The organism is Streptomyces sp. NPDC090445 (assembly GCF_044769385.1).
Lineage (GTDB): Bacteria > Actinomycetota > Actinomycetes > Streptomycetales > Streptomycetaceae > Streptomyces.
The window spans coordinates 611,319-628,918 of record NZ_JBIVXV010000002.1 but is presented as its reverse complement, the minus strand read 5'-3'; the positions used below and the strand labels follow the sequence as shown (position 1 = coordinate 628,918).

Annotated in this window: 13 protein-coding genes; 11 read left to right on the top strand and 2 right to left on the bottom strand. The window is 72.6% G+C overall.

Translation table 11 applies throughout. The features are described from left to right. The first annotated feature begins 119 nt into the window (after positions 1 to 119). The 7 genes from ACIQUT_RS07580 (at position 120) to galE (ending at position 9,934) form a co-directional block, all read left to right on the top strand. A complete protein-coding gene (locus tag ACIQUT_RS07580; RefSeq protein ID WP_403560423.1) occupies positions 120 to 4,289 on the top strand; it encodes a ribonuclease E/G in 4,170 nt (1,389 codons plus the stop codon). A gap of 93 nt (positions 4,290 to 4,382) precedes the next feature. Beyond that, positions 4,383 to 4,820 (top strand): hypothetical protein, encoded by a 438-nt coding sequence (locus ACIQUT_RS07575; protein ID WP_403560421.1) that lies wholly within the window; start codon positions 4,383 to 4,385, stop codon positions 4,818 to 4,820. 159 nt (positions 4,821 to 4,979) lie between these two features. Beyond that, the gene (gene rplU / locus ACIQUT_RS07570; RefSeq protein WP_114057537.1) at positions 4,980 to 5,300 is read left to right on the top strand and encodes a 50S ribosomal protein L21; all 321 of its coding nucleotides are present in this window, start codon (positions 4,980 to 4,982) and stop codon (positions 5,298 to 5,300) included. 14 nt (positions 5,301 to 5,314) lie between these two features. Next, complete coding sequence (gene rpmA / locus ACIQUT_RS07565; protein WP_008738950.1) at positions 5,315 to 5,569, top strand: 50S ribosomal protein L27; 255 nt, start codon at positions 5,315 to 5,317, stop codon at positions 5,567 to 5,569. A gap of 166 nt (positions 5,570 to 5,735) precedes the next feature. Next, on the top strand, positions 5,736 to 7,181 hold the full coding sequence (gene obgE, locus ACIQUT_RS07560; protein WP_403560419.1) for a GTPase ObgE: 1,446 nt from the start codon (positions 5,736 to 5,738) through the stop codon (positions 7,179 to 7,181). 77 nt (positions 7,182 to 7,258) lie between these two features. After that, the gene (locus ACIQUT_RS07555) at positions 7,259 to 8,875 is read left to right on the top strand and encodes a glycosyltransferase family 2 protein (RefSeq protein WP_403560417.1); all 1,617 of its coding nucleotides are present in this window, start codon (positions 7,259 to 7,261) and stop codon (positions 8,873 to 8,875) included. Positions 8,876 to 8,935: 60 nt separating this feature from the next. After that, positions 8,936 to 9,934 (top strand): UDP-glucose 4-epimerase GalE, encoded by a 999-nt coding sequence (galE, locus tag ACIQUT_RS07550; protein WP_403560415.1) that lies wholly within the window; start codon positions 8,936 to 8,938, stop codon positions 9,932 to 9,934. Between the two features lie 100 nt (positions 9,935 to 10,034). Here the strand turns inward: galE and ACIQUT_RS07545 are convergent, their stop codons facing one another. Both ACIQUT_RS07545 and ACIQUT_RS07540 read right to left on the bottom strand, forming a co-directional pair. After that, complete coding sequence (locus ACIQUT_RS07545) at positions 10,035 to 11,165, bottom strand: glycosyltransferase (RefSeq protein ID WP_403560638.1); 1,131 nt, start codon at positions 11,163 to 11,165, stop codon at positions 10,035 to 10,037. Positions 11,166 to 11,251: 86 nt separating this feature from the next. After that, the gene (locus ACIQUT_RS07540) at positions 11,252 to 14,122 is read right to left on the bottom strand and encodes a CDP-glycerol glycerophosphotransferase family protein (RefSeq protein WP_403560413.1); all 2,871 of its coding nucleotides are present in this window, start codon (positions 14,120 to 14,122) and stop codon (positions 11,252 to 11,254) included. Positions 14,123 to 14,279: 157 nt separating this feature from the next. Between ACIQUT_RS07540 and ACIQUT_RS07535 the strand changes: the two genes are divergently transcribed. The 4 genes from ACIQUT_RS07535 to ACIQUT_RS07520 all read left to right on the top strand — a co-directional run bounded on the left by ACIQUT_RS07535 (position 14,280) and on the right by ACIQUT_RS07520 (position 17,481). After that, on the top strand, positions 14,280 to 15,326 hold the full coding sequence (locus ACIQUT_RS07535) for a glycosyltransferase family 2 protein (RefSeq protein WP_403560412.1): 1,047 nt from the start codon (positions 14,280 to 14,282) through the stop codon (positions 15,324 to 15,326). A 4-nt stretch (positions 15,327 to 15,330) separates the two neighbouring features. Then, a complete protein-coding gene (locus ACIQUT_RS07530) occupies positions 15,331 to 15,774 on the top strand; it encodes a GtrA family protein (RefSeq protein ID WP_403560410.1) in 444 nt (147 codons plus the stop codon). Between the two features lie 90 nt (positions 15,775 to 15,864). Then, positions 15,865 to 16,992: a glutamate 5-kinase gene (gene proB / locus ACIQUT_RS07525; protein WP_403560408.1), complete on the top strand. Its 1,128-nt coding sequence runs from the start codon at positions 15,865 to 15,867 to the stop codon at positions 16,990 to 16,992. Positions 16,993 to 17,088: 96 nt separating this feature from the next. Next, the gene (locus ACIQUT_RS07520) at positions 17,089 to 17,481 is read left to right on the top strand and encodes a hypothetical protein (protein WP_403560406.1); all 393 of its coding nucleotides are present in this window, start codon (positions 17,089 to 17,091) and stop codon (positions 17,479 to 17,481) included. Positions 17,482 to 17,600 lie beyond the last annotated feature (119 nt).

Below are 17,600 nucleotides of genomic sequence, written 5' to 3'. Positions count from 1 at the left end.
GACTACAGCTCCCGTGTGGCGAACGCGCCCCGGAGGCCGGCTCCGCGCTGATCGTGCGGAGCCGTGCCGGACCGGATGTCAGCCGCGGCGCCCGGGAGCGTGACGGGAGAACCGCCCGCATGCTCGACAACGAAAACAAGAACACCGCCGGCGCCATCGACAGCGGCAGCCCCAGCGACAACCTGCCTCCGCGCAGGCGTCGCCGTGCCGCGTCGCGCCCGGCCGGTCCGCCCGGCGCCACCGCCGCCGAGGCCACCGCAGAGGTTCCCGCCGAGGCCGCTCCGGCCGCCTCTCCCGCCGCGGAAGCGGCACCGGACACCGCCCCGGCCGCCCGGCCGCGCCGCCGTGCGACGCGCACCGTCTCCGCGCCCGCCGCCGAGGTGCAGGCCGAGGCCGCCGCCCCGGCCGTCGCGGAGGCTCCGGCTGCGGAGCCCGCCCCGGCCGCCGAGGAGCCCGCCGCTCCGGCGCCGCGCACCCGCCGCCGTGCCACGCGCGCCACCACCGCTCCGGCCGCTGAGGCTCCCGTTGCGGAGGCCGCTCCGGCCGTGGAGGAGGCCGCCGCTCCGGCGCCGCGTACGCGTCGTCGTGCCACCCGTGCCGCTGCCGCTCCGGTGGCTGCCGCCGCTGAGGCTCCGGAGGTCGTCGAGGCTGCCCCGGTCGAGGTTCCGGTCGCGGAGGAGGCTCCGGCGCCGCGTGCGCGTCGTCGTGCCACGCGCGCCGTTGCCGCTCCGGTGGCCGCCGCTGCCGAGGCTCCGGAGGTCGTCGAGGCTGCCCCGGTCGAGGTTCCGGTCGCGGAGGAGGCTCCGGCGCCGCGTGCGCGTCGTCGTGCCACCCGTGCTGCTGCCGCCCCGGTCGCCGAGGCTCCGGCGGTCGTCGCCGAGGCTCCCGTTGCGGAGGCCGCTCCGGCCGTGGAAGAGGCCGCTGCTCCGGCGCCGCGTGCGCGTCGTCGTGCCACCCGTGCCGCTGCCGCCCCGGTCGCCGAGGCTCCCGCGGTCACCGAGGCTCCGGCCGCCGAGGTCGTGGCCGAGGTGGAGGCGCCCAAGGCCGCCGCCACCACCGCCACCTTCACCGTCGGCGACGCCGTCGACGCCCCCAAGCGCGGCCGCCGCCGGGTCACCCGCGCCGCCGCTCCGGCTGCCGCGGCCGCTCCGGCCGCCCCCGCCGAGCCGGAGGCCGAGGCCGAGGAGCCCGCCGCCCCGGCCCGCGGCCGCCGCGCCACGCGCCCCGCCGTGCCGGTCTTCCAGGCCCCGGTCTTCGCCGAGCCGATGTTCCAGACCCCGGAGACCGCCGCCCTCGCCGCCGCGGCCGCCCGCGCCGAGGCCCTGGCCGAGGAGGAGGCCGAGGAAGCGGAGGAGCAGGAGCTCGCCGCCGAGGCCGAGGCCGTCCAGGCCCCCGCCGACCGGTCGTCCGGCCGCCGCCGTCGCCGCCGCCGCGGTGAGGCCGCCGACCTCGACGAGGCCGCGCCGCAGGCGCCGTCCGCGGAGCCCGCCGAGGAGGAGCCGGCGGCCGAGGCCGCCGAGTACGACGAGGAAGAGGCCGACGAGTCCGACGAGCGCCCCTCGCGCCGCCGCCGCCGTGGTGGCCGTCGCCGCCGCCGCGGTGAGGCCGCCGACCTCGACGAGGCCGCCGAGGAAGAGGCCGAGGCCGAGGCCGACGAGGAAGAGGAGGAGGAGGACGAGGCGGAGGGCGATGAGGCCGGTGCCCTCGGCACCAGCTCCAGCCGTCGCCGCCGTCGCCGCCGCCGCCGCACCGGTGACACGGTCGCCGAGGCCGAGGCCACCGACGAGGACGGCGTGCGCACCGTCGTCAAGGTCCGTGAGCCCCGCCCGGCCCGCGAGAAGGCCGAGACCTCCGACGAGGTGCAGTCCATCAAGGGCTCGACCCGCCTGGAGGCGAAGAAGCAGCGCCGCCGCGAGGGCCGCGAGCAGGGCCGCCGCCGCGTGCCGATCATCACCGAGGCCGAGTTCCTGGCCCGCCGTGAGGCCGTCGAGCGCGTGATGGTCGTCCGCCAGTCCGGCGAGCGCACCCAGATCGGCGTCCTCGAGGACAACGTGCTCGTCGAGCACTACGTCAACAAGGAAGAGGCCACCTCGTACGTCGGCAACGTCTACCTGGGCAAGGTCCAGAACGTGCTGCCGTCCATGGAGGCCGCCTTCATCGACATCGGCAAGGGCCGCAACGCGGTCCTCTACGCCGGCGAGGTCAACTTCGAGGCGCTCGGCATGGCCAACGGGCCGCGCCGCATCGAGTCCGCCCTGAAGTCCGGCCAGTCCGTGCTCGTCCAGGTCACCAAGGACCCGATCGGCCACAAGGGCGCCCGCCTGACCTCGCAGGTCTCGCTGCCCGGCCGCTACCTGGTCTACGTGCCCGAGGGCTCGATGACCGGCATCAGCCGCAAGCTGCCCGACACCGAGCGCGCGCGCCTGAAGAGCATCCTCAAGAAGATCGTCCCCGAGGACGCGGGCGTCATCGTGCGCACCGCCGCCGAGGGCGCGAGCGAGGATGAGCTGCGCCGCGACGTCGAGCGTCTGCAGGCGCAGTGGGAGGACATCCAGAAGAAGTCGAAGCAGATCACGACCTCGTCGCCGAGCCTGCTGTACGGCGAGCCGGACATGACCGTCCGCGTCGTGCGCGACATCTTCAACGAGGACTTCTCGAAGGTCATCGTCAGCGGTGACAGCGCCTGGGAGACCATCCACGGCTACGTCTCGCACGTCGCCCCGGACCTGGCCGAGCGGCTGCAGCGCTGGACCTCCGAGGTCGACGTCTTCGCGACGTACCGGATCGACGAGCAGCTCGCCAAGGCGCTCGACCGCAAGGTGTGGCTGCCCTCCGGCGGCTCCCTCGTGATCGACAAGACCGAGGCGATGGTCGTCATCGACGTCAACACCGGCAAGTTCACCGGCCAGGGCGGCAACCTCGAGGAGACCGTCACCAGGAACAACCTGGAGGCGGCCGAGGAGATCGTGCGCCAGCTGCGGCTGCGCGACCTGGGCGGCATCGTCGTCGTCGACTTCATCGACATGGTCCTGGAGTCGAACCGCGACCTGGTCCTGCGGCGGATGCTGGAGTGCCTGGGCCGCGACCGTACGAAGCACCAGGTCGCCGAGGTGACCTCGCTGGGCCTGGTCCAGATGACCCGCAAGCGGGTCGGCCAGGGCCTGCTGGAGTCCTTCTCCGAGACCTGCGTCCACTGCAACGGGCGCGGTGTGATCGTGCACATGGACACGGCCGTCACGGCCGGCAACGGCGGCAAGCGGGCCAAGCGCCGCGGCGGCCGCGGCCACGAGCACGAGGTCGAGGCCGTCGAGGCCGTCGTGACCGAGGCGCCCGAGGCGGGTGCCGAGGTGGAGACCGAGGCCGAGGTGGCCGCCGAGATCGCCGCGCCGGTGGCGCTGCCCGAGCCGGCGTTCGCCCCGGACGAGGAGCTCTACAGCAGCGCGGCCGAGGCCGAGGCGGCGGCCGGTATCAGCGGCCGCCGCAACCGCCGCCGTGCCACCCGCAAGGCGACCGCTGCGGCGGGCGCCCCGCGGGCCGCGGCCGCGCCCGTGGTGCAGGCCGTCCCGGTCGAGGTCCCGGCCCCGGCGCCGGTGGCCGAGGTGGAGGCCGAGCCGGTCACCGAGCCCGCCGACACGGTGCTGGAGCCGGCTGCCGAGGCCGAGGCCGCGGCGGAGACGGTCGAGGCCGCCCCCGCCCCGGTGGCGGAGGAGGCCGCGCCGAAGGGCCGTACGCGCCGCCGCGCCACCCGCAAGGCCACCGCCCCGGTGGCGGAGCCGGAGCCGGCCGTCGTGGCCGAGCCGGAGCCGCAGCCCGAGCCGGTTGCCCCGGTTGCCCCGGTCGCCGAGGCCGTGCCGGCCGAGGCCCCCGTGGCGGAGGCCGTCGAGGCGGAGGCCCCGGCTGCCGAGGCCCCGGTTGCCGAGGCTCCGGCGGCGGAGGCCGCCCCGGCGCGTCCGCGGCGCCGCGCCACCCGCAAGGCCACCGCTCCGGCCGGATCCCCGGCAGGCGCGGAGGCGGCGGTCCTGGTGGTCGAGGCTGCCGCGGCCGAGCCCGAGCCCGCGGCAGCGGCGTCCGAGGCCGAGGCGGAGGCTCCGTCCGAGGAGGCCGCCCCGGCGAAGAAGACGGTCCGCAAGGCGGCAGCCAAGAAGGCGCCGGCGAAGAAGGCCGCCGTGAAGAAGACGACGACGGCCAAGAAGACCGCCGCCAAGAAGACGACGGCCAAGAAGACGACGGCGAAGAAGGCGACCAAGAAGGCCGCCGCGGCGGAGCCCGCCGCCGACGCCGACGCCTGATCCGCGTCACCACCGGGACTGCCCCGGCCCCCGCAGCGGGGGCCGGGGCAGTCCCGTACCCGCACCCCGCGAACAGGAGAGAAGGCACCGGACATGGACCGGTTTCCCATGTGGGACGGGCAGGACGGGCAGCGCCGGAAGACCGGCCTGGCCGAGGTGCTCACCCGCGTCCCCGACAACACCTGGACGTGGCTCCTGCTCGACTGGGACGGGGTCGGCGAGCCCCCCGGCGGCCTCGACTTCGAAGACTTCCGCGAGCTGGTCCTGGCCTCGCCGACCGGGGTCCCCATGACCTGGGCGGAGGTGCGGGCGTTCGCCGCGCAGCAGCAGGACGTCAACGACGTGCTGCTGGTGGCGGTCGACGCGGCCGCAGACGCGGACCCGCAGCGGTTCGCGCAGGACGACTTCACCGGCTGCCGGTACTTCGTCGAGGGCTTCGACAGCGGTACGTGGACGATGGGCCGACCGGACGGGGCCTGCGGCGCCCCGGCCCCGGACCCGGCGACTGCACGGCCCGGTTTGACCTCGTAAACCCTGCCCCGTAACCTTGACCGTCGGCGTGTCTACGTGCGCGCCAGCCACTGAGCACCTCACCTCCCGGGCCGCAAGCGGCACGGGAGAGGCCGTATCGCGTTCTGCGGGGAACGGCTGGCTTCAGGGGTTTCCATTGCGAGCGAGAGAGAGATCCGCGTGTACGCCATCGTGCGCAGCGGTGGCCGCCAGCACAAGGTTGCTGTCGGCGACATCGTTGAGGTTGACAAGATTTCCACTGCCAAGGCTGGCGACACGGTCGAGCTCTCGACCCTGCTCGTGGTCGACGGCGACGCCGTGACCAGCGACCCGTGGGTCCTGGCGGGCATCAAGGTCCAGGCCGAGGTCGTGGACCACACCAAGGGTGCCAAGATCGACATCCTGCGCTACAAGAACAAGACCGGCTACCGCCGTCGCCAGGGTCACCGTCAGCAGTACACGGCGATCAAGGTCACGTCCATCCCGTCGGCCGCGAAGTAAAGAGGGACTGAGCAATGGCACACAAGAAGGGCGCATCGTCCACCCGGAACGGTCGCGATTCCAATGCCCAGCGGCTCGGCGTGAAGCGCTTCGGCGGTCAGGTCGTTTCCGCCGGTGAGATCCTCGTCCGCCAGCGCGGCACGCACTTCCACCCGGGCGCCGGTGTCGGCCGGGGTGGCGACGACACGCTGTTCGCGCTGCAGGCCGGTGCCGTGCAGTTCGGCACGCACCGTGGCCGCAAGGTCGTGAACATCGTTCCGGCCGCCTGATCCAGCTTCTGCTGATCAAGCGTTCGTAACGTCCCGAGGGCGGATCTCAGCTCTTTCCGGCGCAGGCCGGGAAGAGAGGTCCGCCCTCGGCGCGTTTGTACGTAGACACGTTTAATGGACAGCAAGGTCTGTCCGGGACATCCCGTCTGTATCTGGAGGAACACCCATGACCACCTTCGTGGACCGCGTCGAGCTGCACGTCGCCGCGGGTAACGGAGGCCACGGCTGCGCCTCCGTGCACCGGGAGAAGTTCAAGCCGCTCGGCGGTCCCGACGGCGGCAACGGCGGCCGCGGCGGCGACGTGATCCTGGTCGTCGACCAGTCCGTCACCACCCTGCTGGACTACCACCACAGCCCGCACCGCAAGGCCACCAACGGCAAGCCCGGCGAGGGCGGCAACCGCTCCGGCAAGGACGGCCAGGACCTCGTCCTGCCGGTCCCGGACGGCACCGTCGTCCTCGACAAGCAGGGCAACGTCCTCGCCGACCTCGTCGGCCAGGGCACCACCTACGTCGCCGCCGAGGGCGGCCGCGGCGGCCTCGGCAACGCGGCGCTCTCCTCCGCCCGACGCAAGGCCCCCGGCTTCGCGCTCCTCGGCGTCCCCGGCGCCACCGGCGACATCGTGCTGGAGCTCAAGACCGTCGCCGACGTGGCCCTCGTCGGCTTCCCCAGCGCCGGCAAGTCCTCGCTGATCTCGGTGCTCTCCGCCGCCAAGCCGAAGATCGCGGACTACCCCTTCACGACGCTCGTCCCGAACCTGGGCGTGGTCACCGCCGGCTCGACCGTGTACACGATCGCCGATGTCCCCGGCCTGATCCCGGGCGCCAGCCAGGGCAAGGGCCTCGGCCTGGAGTTCCTGCGGCACGTCGAGCGCTGCTCGGTCCTCGTGCACGTCCTGGACACCGCCACCCTGGAGTCCGACCGCGACCCCGTCTCCGACCTCGACGTCATCGAGGAGGAGCTCAAGCAGTACGGCGGCGGCCTGGAGACCCGGCCGCGCCTCGTCGTCCTCAACAAGGTCGACATCCCGGACGGCCAGGACCTCGCCGACATGATCCGCCCCGACCTGGAGGAGCGCGGCTACAAGGTCTTCGAGGTGTCCGCGGTCGCCCGCACCGGCCTGAAGGAGCTGTCCTACTTCCTCGCGGAGGTCGTCGCCAAGGCGCGCGCCCGCAAGCCGAAGCAGGAGGCGACCCGTATCGTCATCCGCCCGAAGGCCGTCGACGAGACCGGCTTCACCGTCACCTTCGACGAGGTCGAGGAGGTGTACCGGGTGCGCGGCGAGAAGCCGGAGCGCTGGGTCCGCCAGACCGACTTCAACAACGACGAGGCCGTGGGCTACCTGGCGGACCGCCTGAACCGCCTGGGCGTCGAGGACCAGCTGCTGAAGGTCGGCGCGCGGGCCGGCGACGGCGTCGCGATCGGCTCCGAGGAGGACGCGGTCGTCTTCGACTGGGAGCCGTCGATGATGGCCGGCGCCGAGATGCTCGGCCGCCGCGGCGAGGACCACCGCATGGAGGCCCCGCGTCCGGCCGCGCAGCGCCGCAAGGAGAAGGACGCCCGCCGCGGCGACTCCGCGCAGCAGGAGTACGACGAATTCCGTCCCTTCTGACCTGCCATTCCGCCGTTCCGTCGGCGGAGGCGCCGGTATTGAGGTGATGTTTACCCTGGTCGCCTAGGATCCCATGGGTGAGCAGCACCTTTCCTCCCAGCGTCTCCGTCGTCGTGATCGCGTACAACGACGCCGAGCTCGTGGGCGAGGCCGTCACCTCGGCACTCGCCCAGGGCCCGGTCGTCGCCGAGGTCATCGCCGTCAACGACGCCTCGTCCGACGGCACCGACCGGGTGCTCGACGAGCTGGCCGCCGTCCACCCCCGCCTCAAGGTCGTGCACCGCACGGAGAACAGCGGCGGCTGCGGCACCCCCCGCAACGACGGCATCGCGGTCGCGACCTCCCCGTACGTCCTGTTCCTCGACAGTGACGACGTGCTGCCCGCCGGGGCGGCCGAGGCCCTCCTGCGGGCCGCCGAGGAGCACCGCGCGCCCGTGACCGTCGGCGCCTGCGTACGCCGTGAGCTGCCGCAGTACCACGACACCCCCTGGGTGCCCGGGCTGTACGCCCCGGGCGACGTCATCGACCGGCCGGCCGACCGGCCCGAGCTGGTCCGCGACACCCTCTGCGTCAACAAGCTGTACGACCGGGCCTTCCTGGAGGAGCACGCGATCCGCTTCCCCGACGGCCGGTTCGTCTACGAGGACTTCGTCTTCACCTCGCGCGTCCTTGCCGCCGCCCCCCGCATCGCGGTCGTCGGCGACCTCGTCTACGTGTGGCACGTGCGCCGCAGCGCCGCCCAGGTGTCGATCTCCCTGGACCGCAAGGACGTCTCCAACTGGCGCTCCCGGATCGAGGCCCACCGCACCGCGCACCGGATCCTCGACGACTCCTCCCCGGAGCTGGGCCGCGCCTGCCAGGTGAAGTTCCTGGAGTACGACCTGCGCATGTACCTGCGCGAACTCGGCACCGACCCCGGCTACCAGGCCGCCTGGTGGACCCTCACCCGCGACTACCTGGACACCTTCGACGAGGCCGCCGTCGAGGCCGCCGGCGCCCACGCCCGCTGGATCGTGCGCGTGCTGCGGGCGACGCCCGAGCCGCCCGCCGACGTGGCCCGGCTCACCCGGTTCGCCGCCGAGCCGCCGCGGCTGCTGCCCCCGTACGCCACCGGCCCCGACGGCGGGCCCGTGTGGAGCGAGGAGCTCCCCGTCCCCCTCGACGGGCTGGACGGGCTGCCGCTCGCCGACCTGCCCGTCACCATCGACGCCGGACCGGCCGGCAGCGGCCTGCGGCTGCGGGTGCACGACCTGTACGGGCGCCTCGCCCAGGCCGGGCCGCGCACCGTCCGGCTGGGCTTCGTGCCCCGCTCGGGCGGCGAGCCGGTGCTCGACCGGCCGGTGGAGCTGCGGCCCGCCGCGGACGGCGACGGCTGGACCTGCGACGTGCCGTTCCACCTGACGGCCGTGGCCGCCGCCGGGCGCCGCCAGGGCCGGACCGGCATGCAGGCCTGGAACGTGCAGGTGGGCGTGGAGTGTGCCGACGGGAGCTCCCTGCTCACCTCCCCGCGCCCCCTCGACGGTCTGCTCCGCCGCAGGGCGCTGCTCAGCAGCAGGTACGGTGTTCTGCTGGCGCAGCCGTTCCGTACGGCCGGGGGTTCCCTGGCCCTGCGGCTCGCGCCGGGCGCTGCGGGCGCGCTGAGCCTCGTACGCAGCCGTCTCCACCGGGTCCGGGCAGGCCGCGCGGCGGGGTGAAGACGGCAGGCGGCCTCCGGACCGCCGCCCAGCTCAACGGAAACGACTCGGGAGGAACGCATGACCTTTCTGATCACCGGTGGCGCCGGCTACATCGGTTCGCACGTCGTCCGCGCGATGCAGCTCGCGGGGGAGCGGGTCGTCGTCCTCGACGACCTGTCCACGGGCAACGAGGACCGTGTCCCGGAGGGCGTCCCGCTGGTGATCGGCTCGGTCCTGGACCGGCTGGTCCTCGACAAGACCATCCGTGAGCACAAGATCACGGGTGTGGTGCACCTGGCGGGCAAGAAGCAGGTCGGCGAGTCCGTCGAGAAGCCGCTGTACTACTACCACGAGAACGTGGAGGGCCTGCAGGTCCTGCTGGGCGCGGTGGCCGAGGCCGGCGTCCGGAACTTCCTGTTCTCCTCCTCCGCCTCCGTGTACGGCATGCCCGACGTGGACCTCGTCACCGAGGAGACCCCGTGCGCGCCGCTGAGCCCGTACGGCGAGACCAAGCTGGCCGGCGAGTGGCTGGTCCGCGCGGCCGGCAGGGCGCACGGCATCGCCACGGCCTGCCTGCGCTACTTCAACGTGGCGGGCGCCGCCGCCCCCGAGCTCGCGGACACCGGCGTCTCCAACCTGGTCCCGATGGTCTTCCAGCGGTTCGACGAGGGCGAGGGCGCCCGGATCTTCGGCGACGACTACCCCACCCCGGACGGCACCTGCATCCGCGACTACATCCACGTCGAGGACCTGGCCGAGGCCCATGTGGCCGCGGCCCGCAAGCTCGCCGAGTGGGCGGCCGCGGAGGACTACCGGGACCTGACGGTCAACATCGGCCGCGGCGAGGGCGTCTCCGTGCGGGAGATGGCCCGGCTGCTGAACGAGGGCACCGGACACGACGTCGAGCCGGTGGTCGTGCCGCGCCGTCCCGGCGACCCGGCGAAGGTCGTGGCCTCGGCCGACAGGATCCACGCGGAGCTGGGCTGGAAGGCCAAGCACGACGTCCGCGAGATGATCGCCTCGGCGTGGGCGGGCTGGGAGGCCAACCGCGAGGGCGCCGTGCACCACGAGCGGTAGCCTCCGCAGGCACGTCCGTCGTACGACGAAGCCGCCCGTCCCCTGTAGCGAAGGGGGCGGGCGGCTTCGTCCGTACCGTCCGGCGCTCGGCCGGGGCCGTTCAGCGCTCCAGGAACGCGAACAGCTCCTCCCACCGGTCGGTGATCTCGGTGCCGGAGAACCGCTGCACGGACCGGAACGCCCGGTCGCCGAGCCGGTCGCGCAGTTCCCGGTCCGCCATCAGCACGCGCAGGTGCCCGGCCAGCTCCATCGTGTTGCCCAGGCGGGCCAGCAGCCCGTCCTCGCCGTCCGAGACGATCTCGCGCACGCCCGGCGCGCAGTCGAACGCGGCGACGGGCACGCCCGCGGCCATCGCCTCCAGCAGGGTGATCGGGAAGCCCTCGGCCCGGGAGGCCTGCGCGAAGACCGAAGCCCCGCGCAGGGCGCCCAGCACGTCGTCCGTGCTGCCCATCCACTCCACCGAGTCGTCGATCCCGAGCGAGGCGCAGTGGGCCCGCAGGGCGGCCTCCTCCACGCCGGCGCCGTAGATCCGCAGGACCCAGTCGGGCTGCTGCGGGGCGGCCTCGGCCCAGGCGTCGAGGAGCAGGTCCACGCCCTTCTCGAAGGCGAGGCGGCCGACGCTCGCGACGACCTTCGCGGTGCGCGGGGCGGGGGATTCCGGCATGAACGGCAGGGGGTTCGGCATGCTGGAGACGTTCTCCATGCCGGAGCGGATCCACAGGTCCGCGTCCTCCGGGGTCAGCACCAGCAGCCGGTCGACCCCGCGGTAGTGGCGGCGGACCCGGTCGCCGCGGCTGGACTTCTGGCTGGCCTCGTACGACTCGTGGCTCATGCCGATGACGGTGAGCCCCTCGGTGTCGGCGAGCGCCACCCATTCCATCGCCCAGACCTGGGTGACGATCACGACGCCGCCGGGGCGGGCCGTGCGCAGCAGGGCGCTGAGCTGCTCCGCCTTGGCGTGCATCAGGGCCCGCCGGGCGGCCTGGCGGCGCCGCTCGGGGGCGTTGAGGCGGCCCTTGATGCCGCGCAGGCGGCGGGCCTTGGGCGGGTGGGTGTCGTACAGGGTGGTCATCGAGTACGGCAGGTCCGCGGGCAGCTTCTGCCGGATCTCCTCGGCGACCGGGGCGATGCCGACGAGGTGCACGCGGTGGCCGCGGTCGGTGAACAGCCGGGCCATCTGGTGCGACCAGGTCGTCACGCCGCCGAGCTCGTCGACGCTGTTGGAGACGATGAAGACGTCACGGCCGCCGGCCGTTTCGGCGGCCGCTGCGGTACCGGCGGCCGCTGCGGTCTCGGCTGCCTCGGCGGTCTGCTGGCTCACTTGCCGCTCCTGGTGAAGAACTTCTCGACGATCTGGCGGGCGGCGTCCCCGCGGTCGTACTCGCCGAACTCGGTGAGGAAGCGCTGGCGCGCCTGCGCGTACTTGGCGTCCGCCTCGTCGAAGGCGGCGATGGCCTGGAAGAGTTCGCCGGCCGTGGCCACGACCGGGCCCGGGGCCTTCTCCTTCAGGTCGAAGTACGTGCCGCGGATGTCGCCCGCGTAGCTGTCGTAGTCGTAAGCGAAGAACAGCATCGGCCGGTCCAGGACCGCGTAGTCGAACATCACGGACGAGTAGTCGGTGATCAGACCGTCGGCGAGCGCCAGCAGCGGGGTGATGTCGTGGTGCCCGGAGACGTCGATGACCCGGCCCTCGACGGACGGCGGCAGGGAGACGCTGTTGAGGTAGTGGGTGCGCACCAGCAGGGTGAAGCGGTCGCCGAGCCGGTTGGCGAACTCCTCCACGTCGAAGGGGAACTCGAAGCCCTCCACGGCGCCGTCCGCGTTCGCCCGGAACGTGGGCGCGTACAGCAGGACCTTCTTCGCGGGGTCGATGCCCAGTTCGGCGGCGAGCGGTCCGCGGACCCGCTCCCCGCTCTGGGTCTCGGCGCGGTGGGCCTCGACGAGGGCGTCGTTGCGCGGGTAGCCGGCGCGCAGGAGCACCTCGTCGCGCAGCCGGAAGCCCTTGGCCAGGGTGCGCACGTCGTGCTCGGAGCGGACCAGGAAGTGGTCGAAGCGGTTGACGGCCGCCTGGAAGCGGTCCTGGCCGGCGCGGCCCTGGGCCTTCGTGCGGGGCTCGTGGAAGCCCATCCGCTTGAGGGCGGAGCCGTGCCAGGTCTGGATGTACGTCGTCCCCGGGCGCTTGGTCAGCGCCAGCGGGAAGCCCTGGTTGTCGATCCAGAACTCGGCCTGGGCCAGGGCCCGCAGGTAGGGCCAGCTCCAGCGCTTGACCAGGGTGGCCTCCTTGGGGAAGCCGGTGGGCTTGGCGCCCGCGTACGACCAGATCGCCTCGAAGGCGACGCCCTGGCGGACCATCTCCTCGTAGATCGCCTTCGGGCTGTCGCTGTACTGCTTGCCCATGTGGCTCTCGAAGACGACCGTGCCCTTCTTGACCGGCAGCTTCGAGAAGACCTCGTGGTAGACCTTCACCTTCTGCTCGCCCGAGCCGAGGTTCCGGCGGGCGCGCAGGGCCCGGCGCAGGGTCTTCTTGACCACGCCGGCGGTTCTGCCGTGCATGGCGCCGCTGATCAGGGCCTGGGTGCGGACGGCGGCGGGGCCCTCGGCGATCAGGACGTAGGACAGGTTGCCCTTCTTGGTGACCTCGGGCTCGAAGCGGTCGGAGACCAGCCGGGTCAGGCGCGGGCGCACGCGCAGCCGGGCCGCCGACTCCAGGTCGACGCCGCCGACGGAGACGCGGGTGGTGAGGCGGTCGCTGCCGGCGGTCAGCTTGAGCCGGACGTCCCAGACGGCGTCGATGATGCCGAGGGGGCGCACGGTGCTGCCGATGTCGGCGGTGGCCCGCCACTCGATCGTGTCACCGGCGTGCCGGACGGATTCCACCGGGAAGCTGAAGGACCGCACGCCGACCTGGCGGCGGGCCCGGAACTCCAGGCTGGCCTTGAGTTCTGCTTCCGGTGCGATCCGGCCGAGCGGGTTCACGACGGTGCCGGCGAGGGTGACGCTGCCGCGGCCGTCGTCCTCGTAGGAGGTCAGGCGGTTGCCGAGGACGAGCGAGGAGAGCGGGGTGGTGTGGAAGCCCTGCTCGGTGACGTCCAGTATCCGGCGGGCCTCGGCGTCGTCGAGATGTTCGCCACACCAGTAGATCCGCCCGTCGCGCTCGGCGAGCGGCGAGGTCAGGCGGCCCTTGTTGGTCATGGCGTCGGCGGCCGGGAGCAGGTTGTCCCAGTCCTCCTTGCCCAGGAGGTAGGCGCAGATCGCCTGGAGGTGTGTGACGTTGTCGTAGGCGGCCGGGTCGATGCCGGCGAGGTAGCCGTTGGCGAGGCGGGCGAACTCCTGGCGGTACGTGTCGCCGAGCAGCGGCAGGTCGCGCAGGTGGAGCACCAGGTCGTGCTTGAGGAACTTGGCGTCCTTGGCCGTCTTGATCTCGGTGTAGCCCTTGGCGGCCAGCAGCTCGTCGACGCGGCGGTGGATCTCCATCCGGTGGACGAAGTTCGCGATCTCGTGGCGGCGGTTGCTGATCGACTTGGTCGCGGCCTTCTCGACCACGTTCCAGTAGTAGACGTGGTTCGGGATCAGCGTGATGCGGCGGGCGGCGACGTACGCCTGGGCGGAGAAGAGCAGGTCCTCGTAGTGGATGCCCACCGGGAACTCCAGGCCCTGCTCCAGCAGGAACGCGCGCCGGTAGCACTTGTTCGTGGAGAGGGTGTCGTACACCAGGAGGTCGGGGTCCTCGGTGATCGACTCCAGGGTGCGGGTGCGCGAGTAGATCCAGGGGTACCACTCGGTGGTCTTGCCCCAGCGGTTGTCGAGGTGCACGCGCACGCACATGCCGGAGACCAGGTCGGAGCCGGTCCGCTCGGCGGCGTCCAGCATGTTCCGGCAGGCGTTTCGTTCCAGCACGTCGTCGCTGTCCAGAAACATCACGTACGTGCCGGTCGCCTGCCGGATGCCGTGGTTGCGGGGGGCGCCGCAGCCGCCGCTGTTCTCGGGCAGCCGGAAGGCCCGCACCCGTCCGGGGTGCGCTGCTTCGAGCTCCTGGGCGACCGCGAACGACCGGTCCTGGCTGCAGTCGTCCACGATCACGACTTCGACCCCGTGCAGGGTCTGGTCCAGAACCGACCGCACGGCCGTCGGCAGGCGCTCGGCGTCGTTGTAGACGATGACGACCACGGAGACGTCAGGCACGTGCACCTCGATCCCTTCGTTCCATTCCGCTTAACCCGTCAAAGCTACCGTGTGCCGCGCTCGGATCCGGCCCGCCGACCCCGGCGTGCATACTTCTGAGGAAGAGGTGAGTGGCGGGTCCGGTCGCCGACAATCACCCGTTCGGACTCCGCAGGAAGTGTTCATGACGAAGCTGTCCGTAGTTGTCCCCTGCTACAACGAAGAAGCCGTGATCGACAGTTTCGATGCGGAGATCCGCAGGGTCCTGGACTCCCTGCCCGTCACGTATGAAGTCTGCTACGTCGACGACGGCAGCCGCGACGGCACCCTCGAAAAGCTCCGCAAGATCGCTGCCGAGCACGGGGAACGCACGCGCTACGTCTCCTTCAGCCGCAACTTCGGCAAGGAGGCCGGCATGCTCGCCGGCCTGCGCGAGGCCACCGGCGACGCCGTCGTGATCATGGACGCGGACCTCCAGCACCCGCCGGAGCTCATCGCGACCATGCTCGACTACTACCGGCAGGGCCACGACCAGATCATCGCCCGCCGCACCCGCGAGGGCGACAAGAAGGTCCGCTCCGCACTCAGCAGCCTCTACTACCGGGGCGTGAACCGCTGGGTCGACGTCGAGCTCACCGACGGCGTGGGCGATTTCCGGATGCTGTCGCGGCATGCGGTGGACGCACTGCTGTCGCTGCCGGAGTACAACCGCTTCTCCAAGGGCCTCTTCTCCTGGATCGGCTTCGACACCGTCCACTTCGACTACCGCAACGCCCAGCGCGAGGCCGGCGAGACCAAGTGGAAGTTCGGCTCGCTGCTGAACTACGCCATGGACGGGCTGATCTCCTTCAACAACCGCCCGCTGCGCATCGGCATCTGGGCGGGCGTCTCACTGGTCGCGCTGACCGCCCTGTACGCCGTGTGGATCGCGATCATGGCCATGACCGAGGGCGTCGACGTCCCCGGCTACGTCACCCTCGTCGCGATCATCGTCGGCATCGGCGGCGTCCAGATGATCATGCTGGGGCTGATCGGCGAGTACATCGGACGCATCTACTACGAGACCAAGCGCCGCCCGCACTTCCTCGTCAAGGAGGCCCACGGCGCCGACCCGCAGGCCCGGCCGGCCGCGGTCCGGGAAGCCGCGGTCGGGGAAGCCGCGGTCGGGGAAGCCGCGGTCCGTGGAGCCGCGGTCCGGGAAGCCGTCCCGTCGAAGAACGAGGCCCGCTGAACCCATGAAAGAGCAGCTCGGCCAGATCTTCCGCTTCGGCCTCGTCGGGGCCGTCAACACCGGCACCTTCTTCGGTATCTACCTGCTGCTCCACCCGTGGATGCCGTACTTCCTCGCCTACACCCTCGCCTTCCTCCTGGCGATGGTCGGCTCGTTCTTCATGAACACCTACTTCACCTACCGGACCCGGCCCACCTGGAAGAAGTTCCTCCTCTTCCCGCTGACGAACGTCACCAACTACGTCATCCAGTCCGCCGGCCTCTACGCCCTCGTGACCTGGGCCGGCATGGACACCCGGATCGCGCCGCTCGTCGCCGCCGTCGTCGCCATCCCCTTCACCTTCCTGCTCTCCCGCAAGATCCTCGTCCCGGGCGGCCGGAAGCAGGCCGAGAACGCCCCCGCGCCCGGGCCCACCACCTCCGGCAAGCCGCGGTCGTCCAGGGTCTGAAACCCGTGCGCGGCCATCCGCACCCACCCCGTAGATTGAGGTGGCAGACGCACAAGGCGTACCAGCACGGCAAGGGGCAAGGGGACAGACGTGTCAGCGGCTAGGCAAGGTGTCGTGGACGCCCGCAGGATCGTGGTCAAGGTCGGCTCCTCGTCCCTCACCACCGCGGCCGGCGGGCTCGACGCGGACCGGGTCGACGCCCTGGTCGACGTACTGGCCAAGGCCCGCAGCGGCGGCGAGAAGGAGATCGTCCTCGTCTCCAGCGGCGCCATCGCCGCCGGACTCTCCCCGCTCGGCCTGCGCCGCCGCCCCACCGACCTCGCCCGCCAGCAGGCCGCCGCCAGCGTCGGGCAGGGCCTCCTCGTCGCCCGCTACACCGCCTCCTTCGCCCGGTACGGCGTCCGCGTCGGCCAGGTCCTGCTGACCACCGACGACACCAGCCGGCGCGCCCACTACCGCAACGCCTACCGGACCCTCGACCAGCTGCTGGCCATGGGCGCCCTGCCCGTCGTCAACGAGAACGACACCGTTGCCACGGACGAGATCCGCTTCGGCGACAACGACCGGCTCGCGGCCCTCGTCGCCCACCTCGTCCGGGCGGACCTCCTCGTCCTCCTCTCCGACGTGGACGGCCTGTACGACGGCGACCCGTCGCTCCCCGGCAGCACCCGCGTCGACGAAGTGCACGGACCGGCCGACATCGCACACGTCTCGATCGGCAGCGCCGGCAAGGCCGGCGTCGGCACCGGCGGCATGGTCACCAAGGTCGAGGCCGCGCGGATCGCCGCCGCGGCCGGCATCCCGGTCGTCCTCACCTCGGCCAGCCACGCCGCCGACGCCCTCGCCGGGCGGACCACCGGCACGCACTTCCACGCCACCGGCCGCCGCTCCGCGGACCGGCTGCTCTGGCTCCAGCACGCATCGACCCCCCAGGGGCACCTCGTCCTCGACGAGGGCGCCGTCGCCGCGGTCACCGAACGCGGCAGCTCCCTGCTGCCCGCCGGGATCGCCGCCGTCGAAGGCGAATTCGTCGCCGGAGACCCGGTCGAACTGCGGGCGCCCGACGGCCGCCCCGTGGCCCGGGGCCTGGTCAACTTCGACGCGAGGGAACTCCCGCAGCTCCTCGGCCGCTCCACCCGCGAGCTGGCCCGCGAGCTCGGACCCGAGTACGAACGCGAAGTCGTCCACCGGGACGATCTGGTCCTGCTCCAGGGCTGAGGTTCGGCAAAACCGCCGCGCGGCGGGCCCGGGACTGGTCAACTGTGAAGGGCGGACACGCCGGCGGCAACAAGCGGTGCAGACAGGAGGCGGCTGGTGAGAGGAGCGCTGACCAGCATCAACGGCGGCGGGGACGAGCGTGCAGAGCCCTCCCGCCTCTGGCACGTCACCCTGAGCGTCTCCGGCAAGCCGGCGCCGCTGTCGGAGGTGCGGCGCGGGCTGGAACAGCTGGCCCACGACCATCCCTTCCTGCTGACCAGCAGATACGCCGACGACCACGCCGAGATCCGGTACTGGGAGGAGGCGCGCGACCTCCACGACGCGGCGGCCGTCGCGCTCCGCCTCTGGGGTGAGCACCGCTCCACGGCGCAGCTCCCGCCGTGGGAGATCGTCGGCCTGGAGGTCATCGACCGCGCGACGTACCACCTCCGCGTGGCGGAAGGTTACGGCCCGCCCCCGGCCCACCCGGTCGGCGTCCACCCGTACTGACCGGGGCCGTCCCCTGGCCCTGACCCGGGTCCGGCCCGGCCCGGCCGGCAGGCCGGAGGTGCAGGGCCACCGGCGGGCCGCCCCGGCGGCGCCCCCGCCCGGGCCGGACGCTCCCGGGC

What these genes read in the sequence shown, in the direction of transcription:
- rpmA (WP_008738950.1), top strand. Translation starts at nt 5,315, where the DNA reads ATGGCACACAAGAAGGGCGCATCGTCCACCCGGAACGGTCGCGATTCC.
- galE (WP_403560415.1), top strand. Translation starts at nt 8,936, where the DNA reads ATGACCTTTCTGATCACCGGTGGCGCCGGCTACATCGGTTCGCACGTC.
- ACIQUT_RS07535 (WP_403560412.1), top strand. Translation starts at nt 14,280, where the DNA reads ATGACGAAGCTGTCCGTAGTTGTCCCCTGCTACAACGAAGAAGCCGTG.
- ACIQUT_RS07575 (WP_403560421.1), top strand. Translation starts at nt 4,383, where the DNA reads ATGGACCGGTTTCCCATGTGGGACGGGCAGGACGGGCAGCGCCGGAAG.
- ACIQUT_RS07530 (WP_403560410.1), top strand. Translation starts at nt 15,331, where the DNA reads ATGAAAGAGCAGCTCGGCCAGATCTTCCGCTTCGGCCTCGTCGGGGCC.
- obgE (WP_403560419.1), top strand. Translation starts at nt 5,736, where the DNA reads ATGACCACCTTCGTGGACCGCGTCGAGCTGCACGTCGCCGCGGGTAAC.
- ACIQUT_RS07580 (WP_403560423.1), top strand. Translation starts at nt 120, where the DNA reads ATGCTCGACAACGAAAACAAGAACACCGCCGGCGCCATCGACAGCGGC.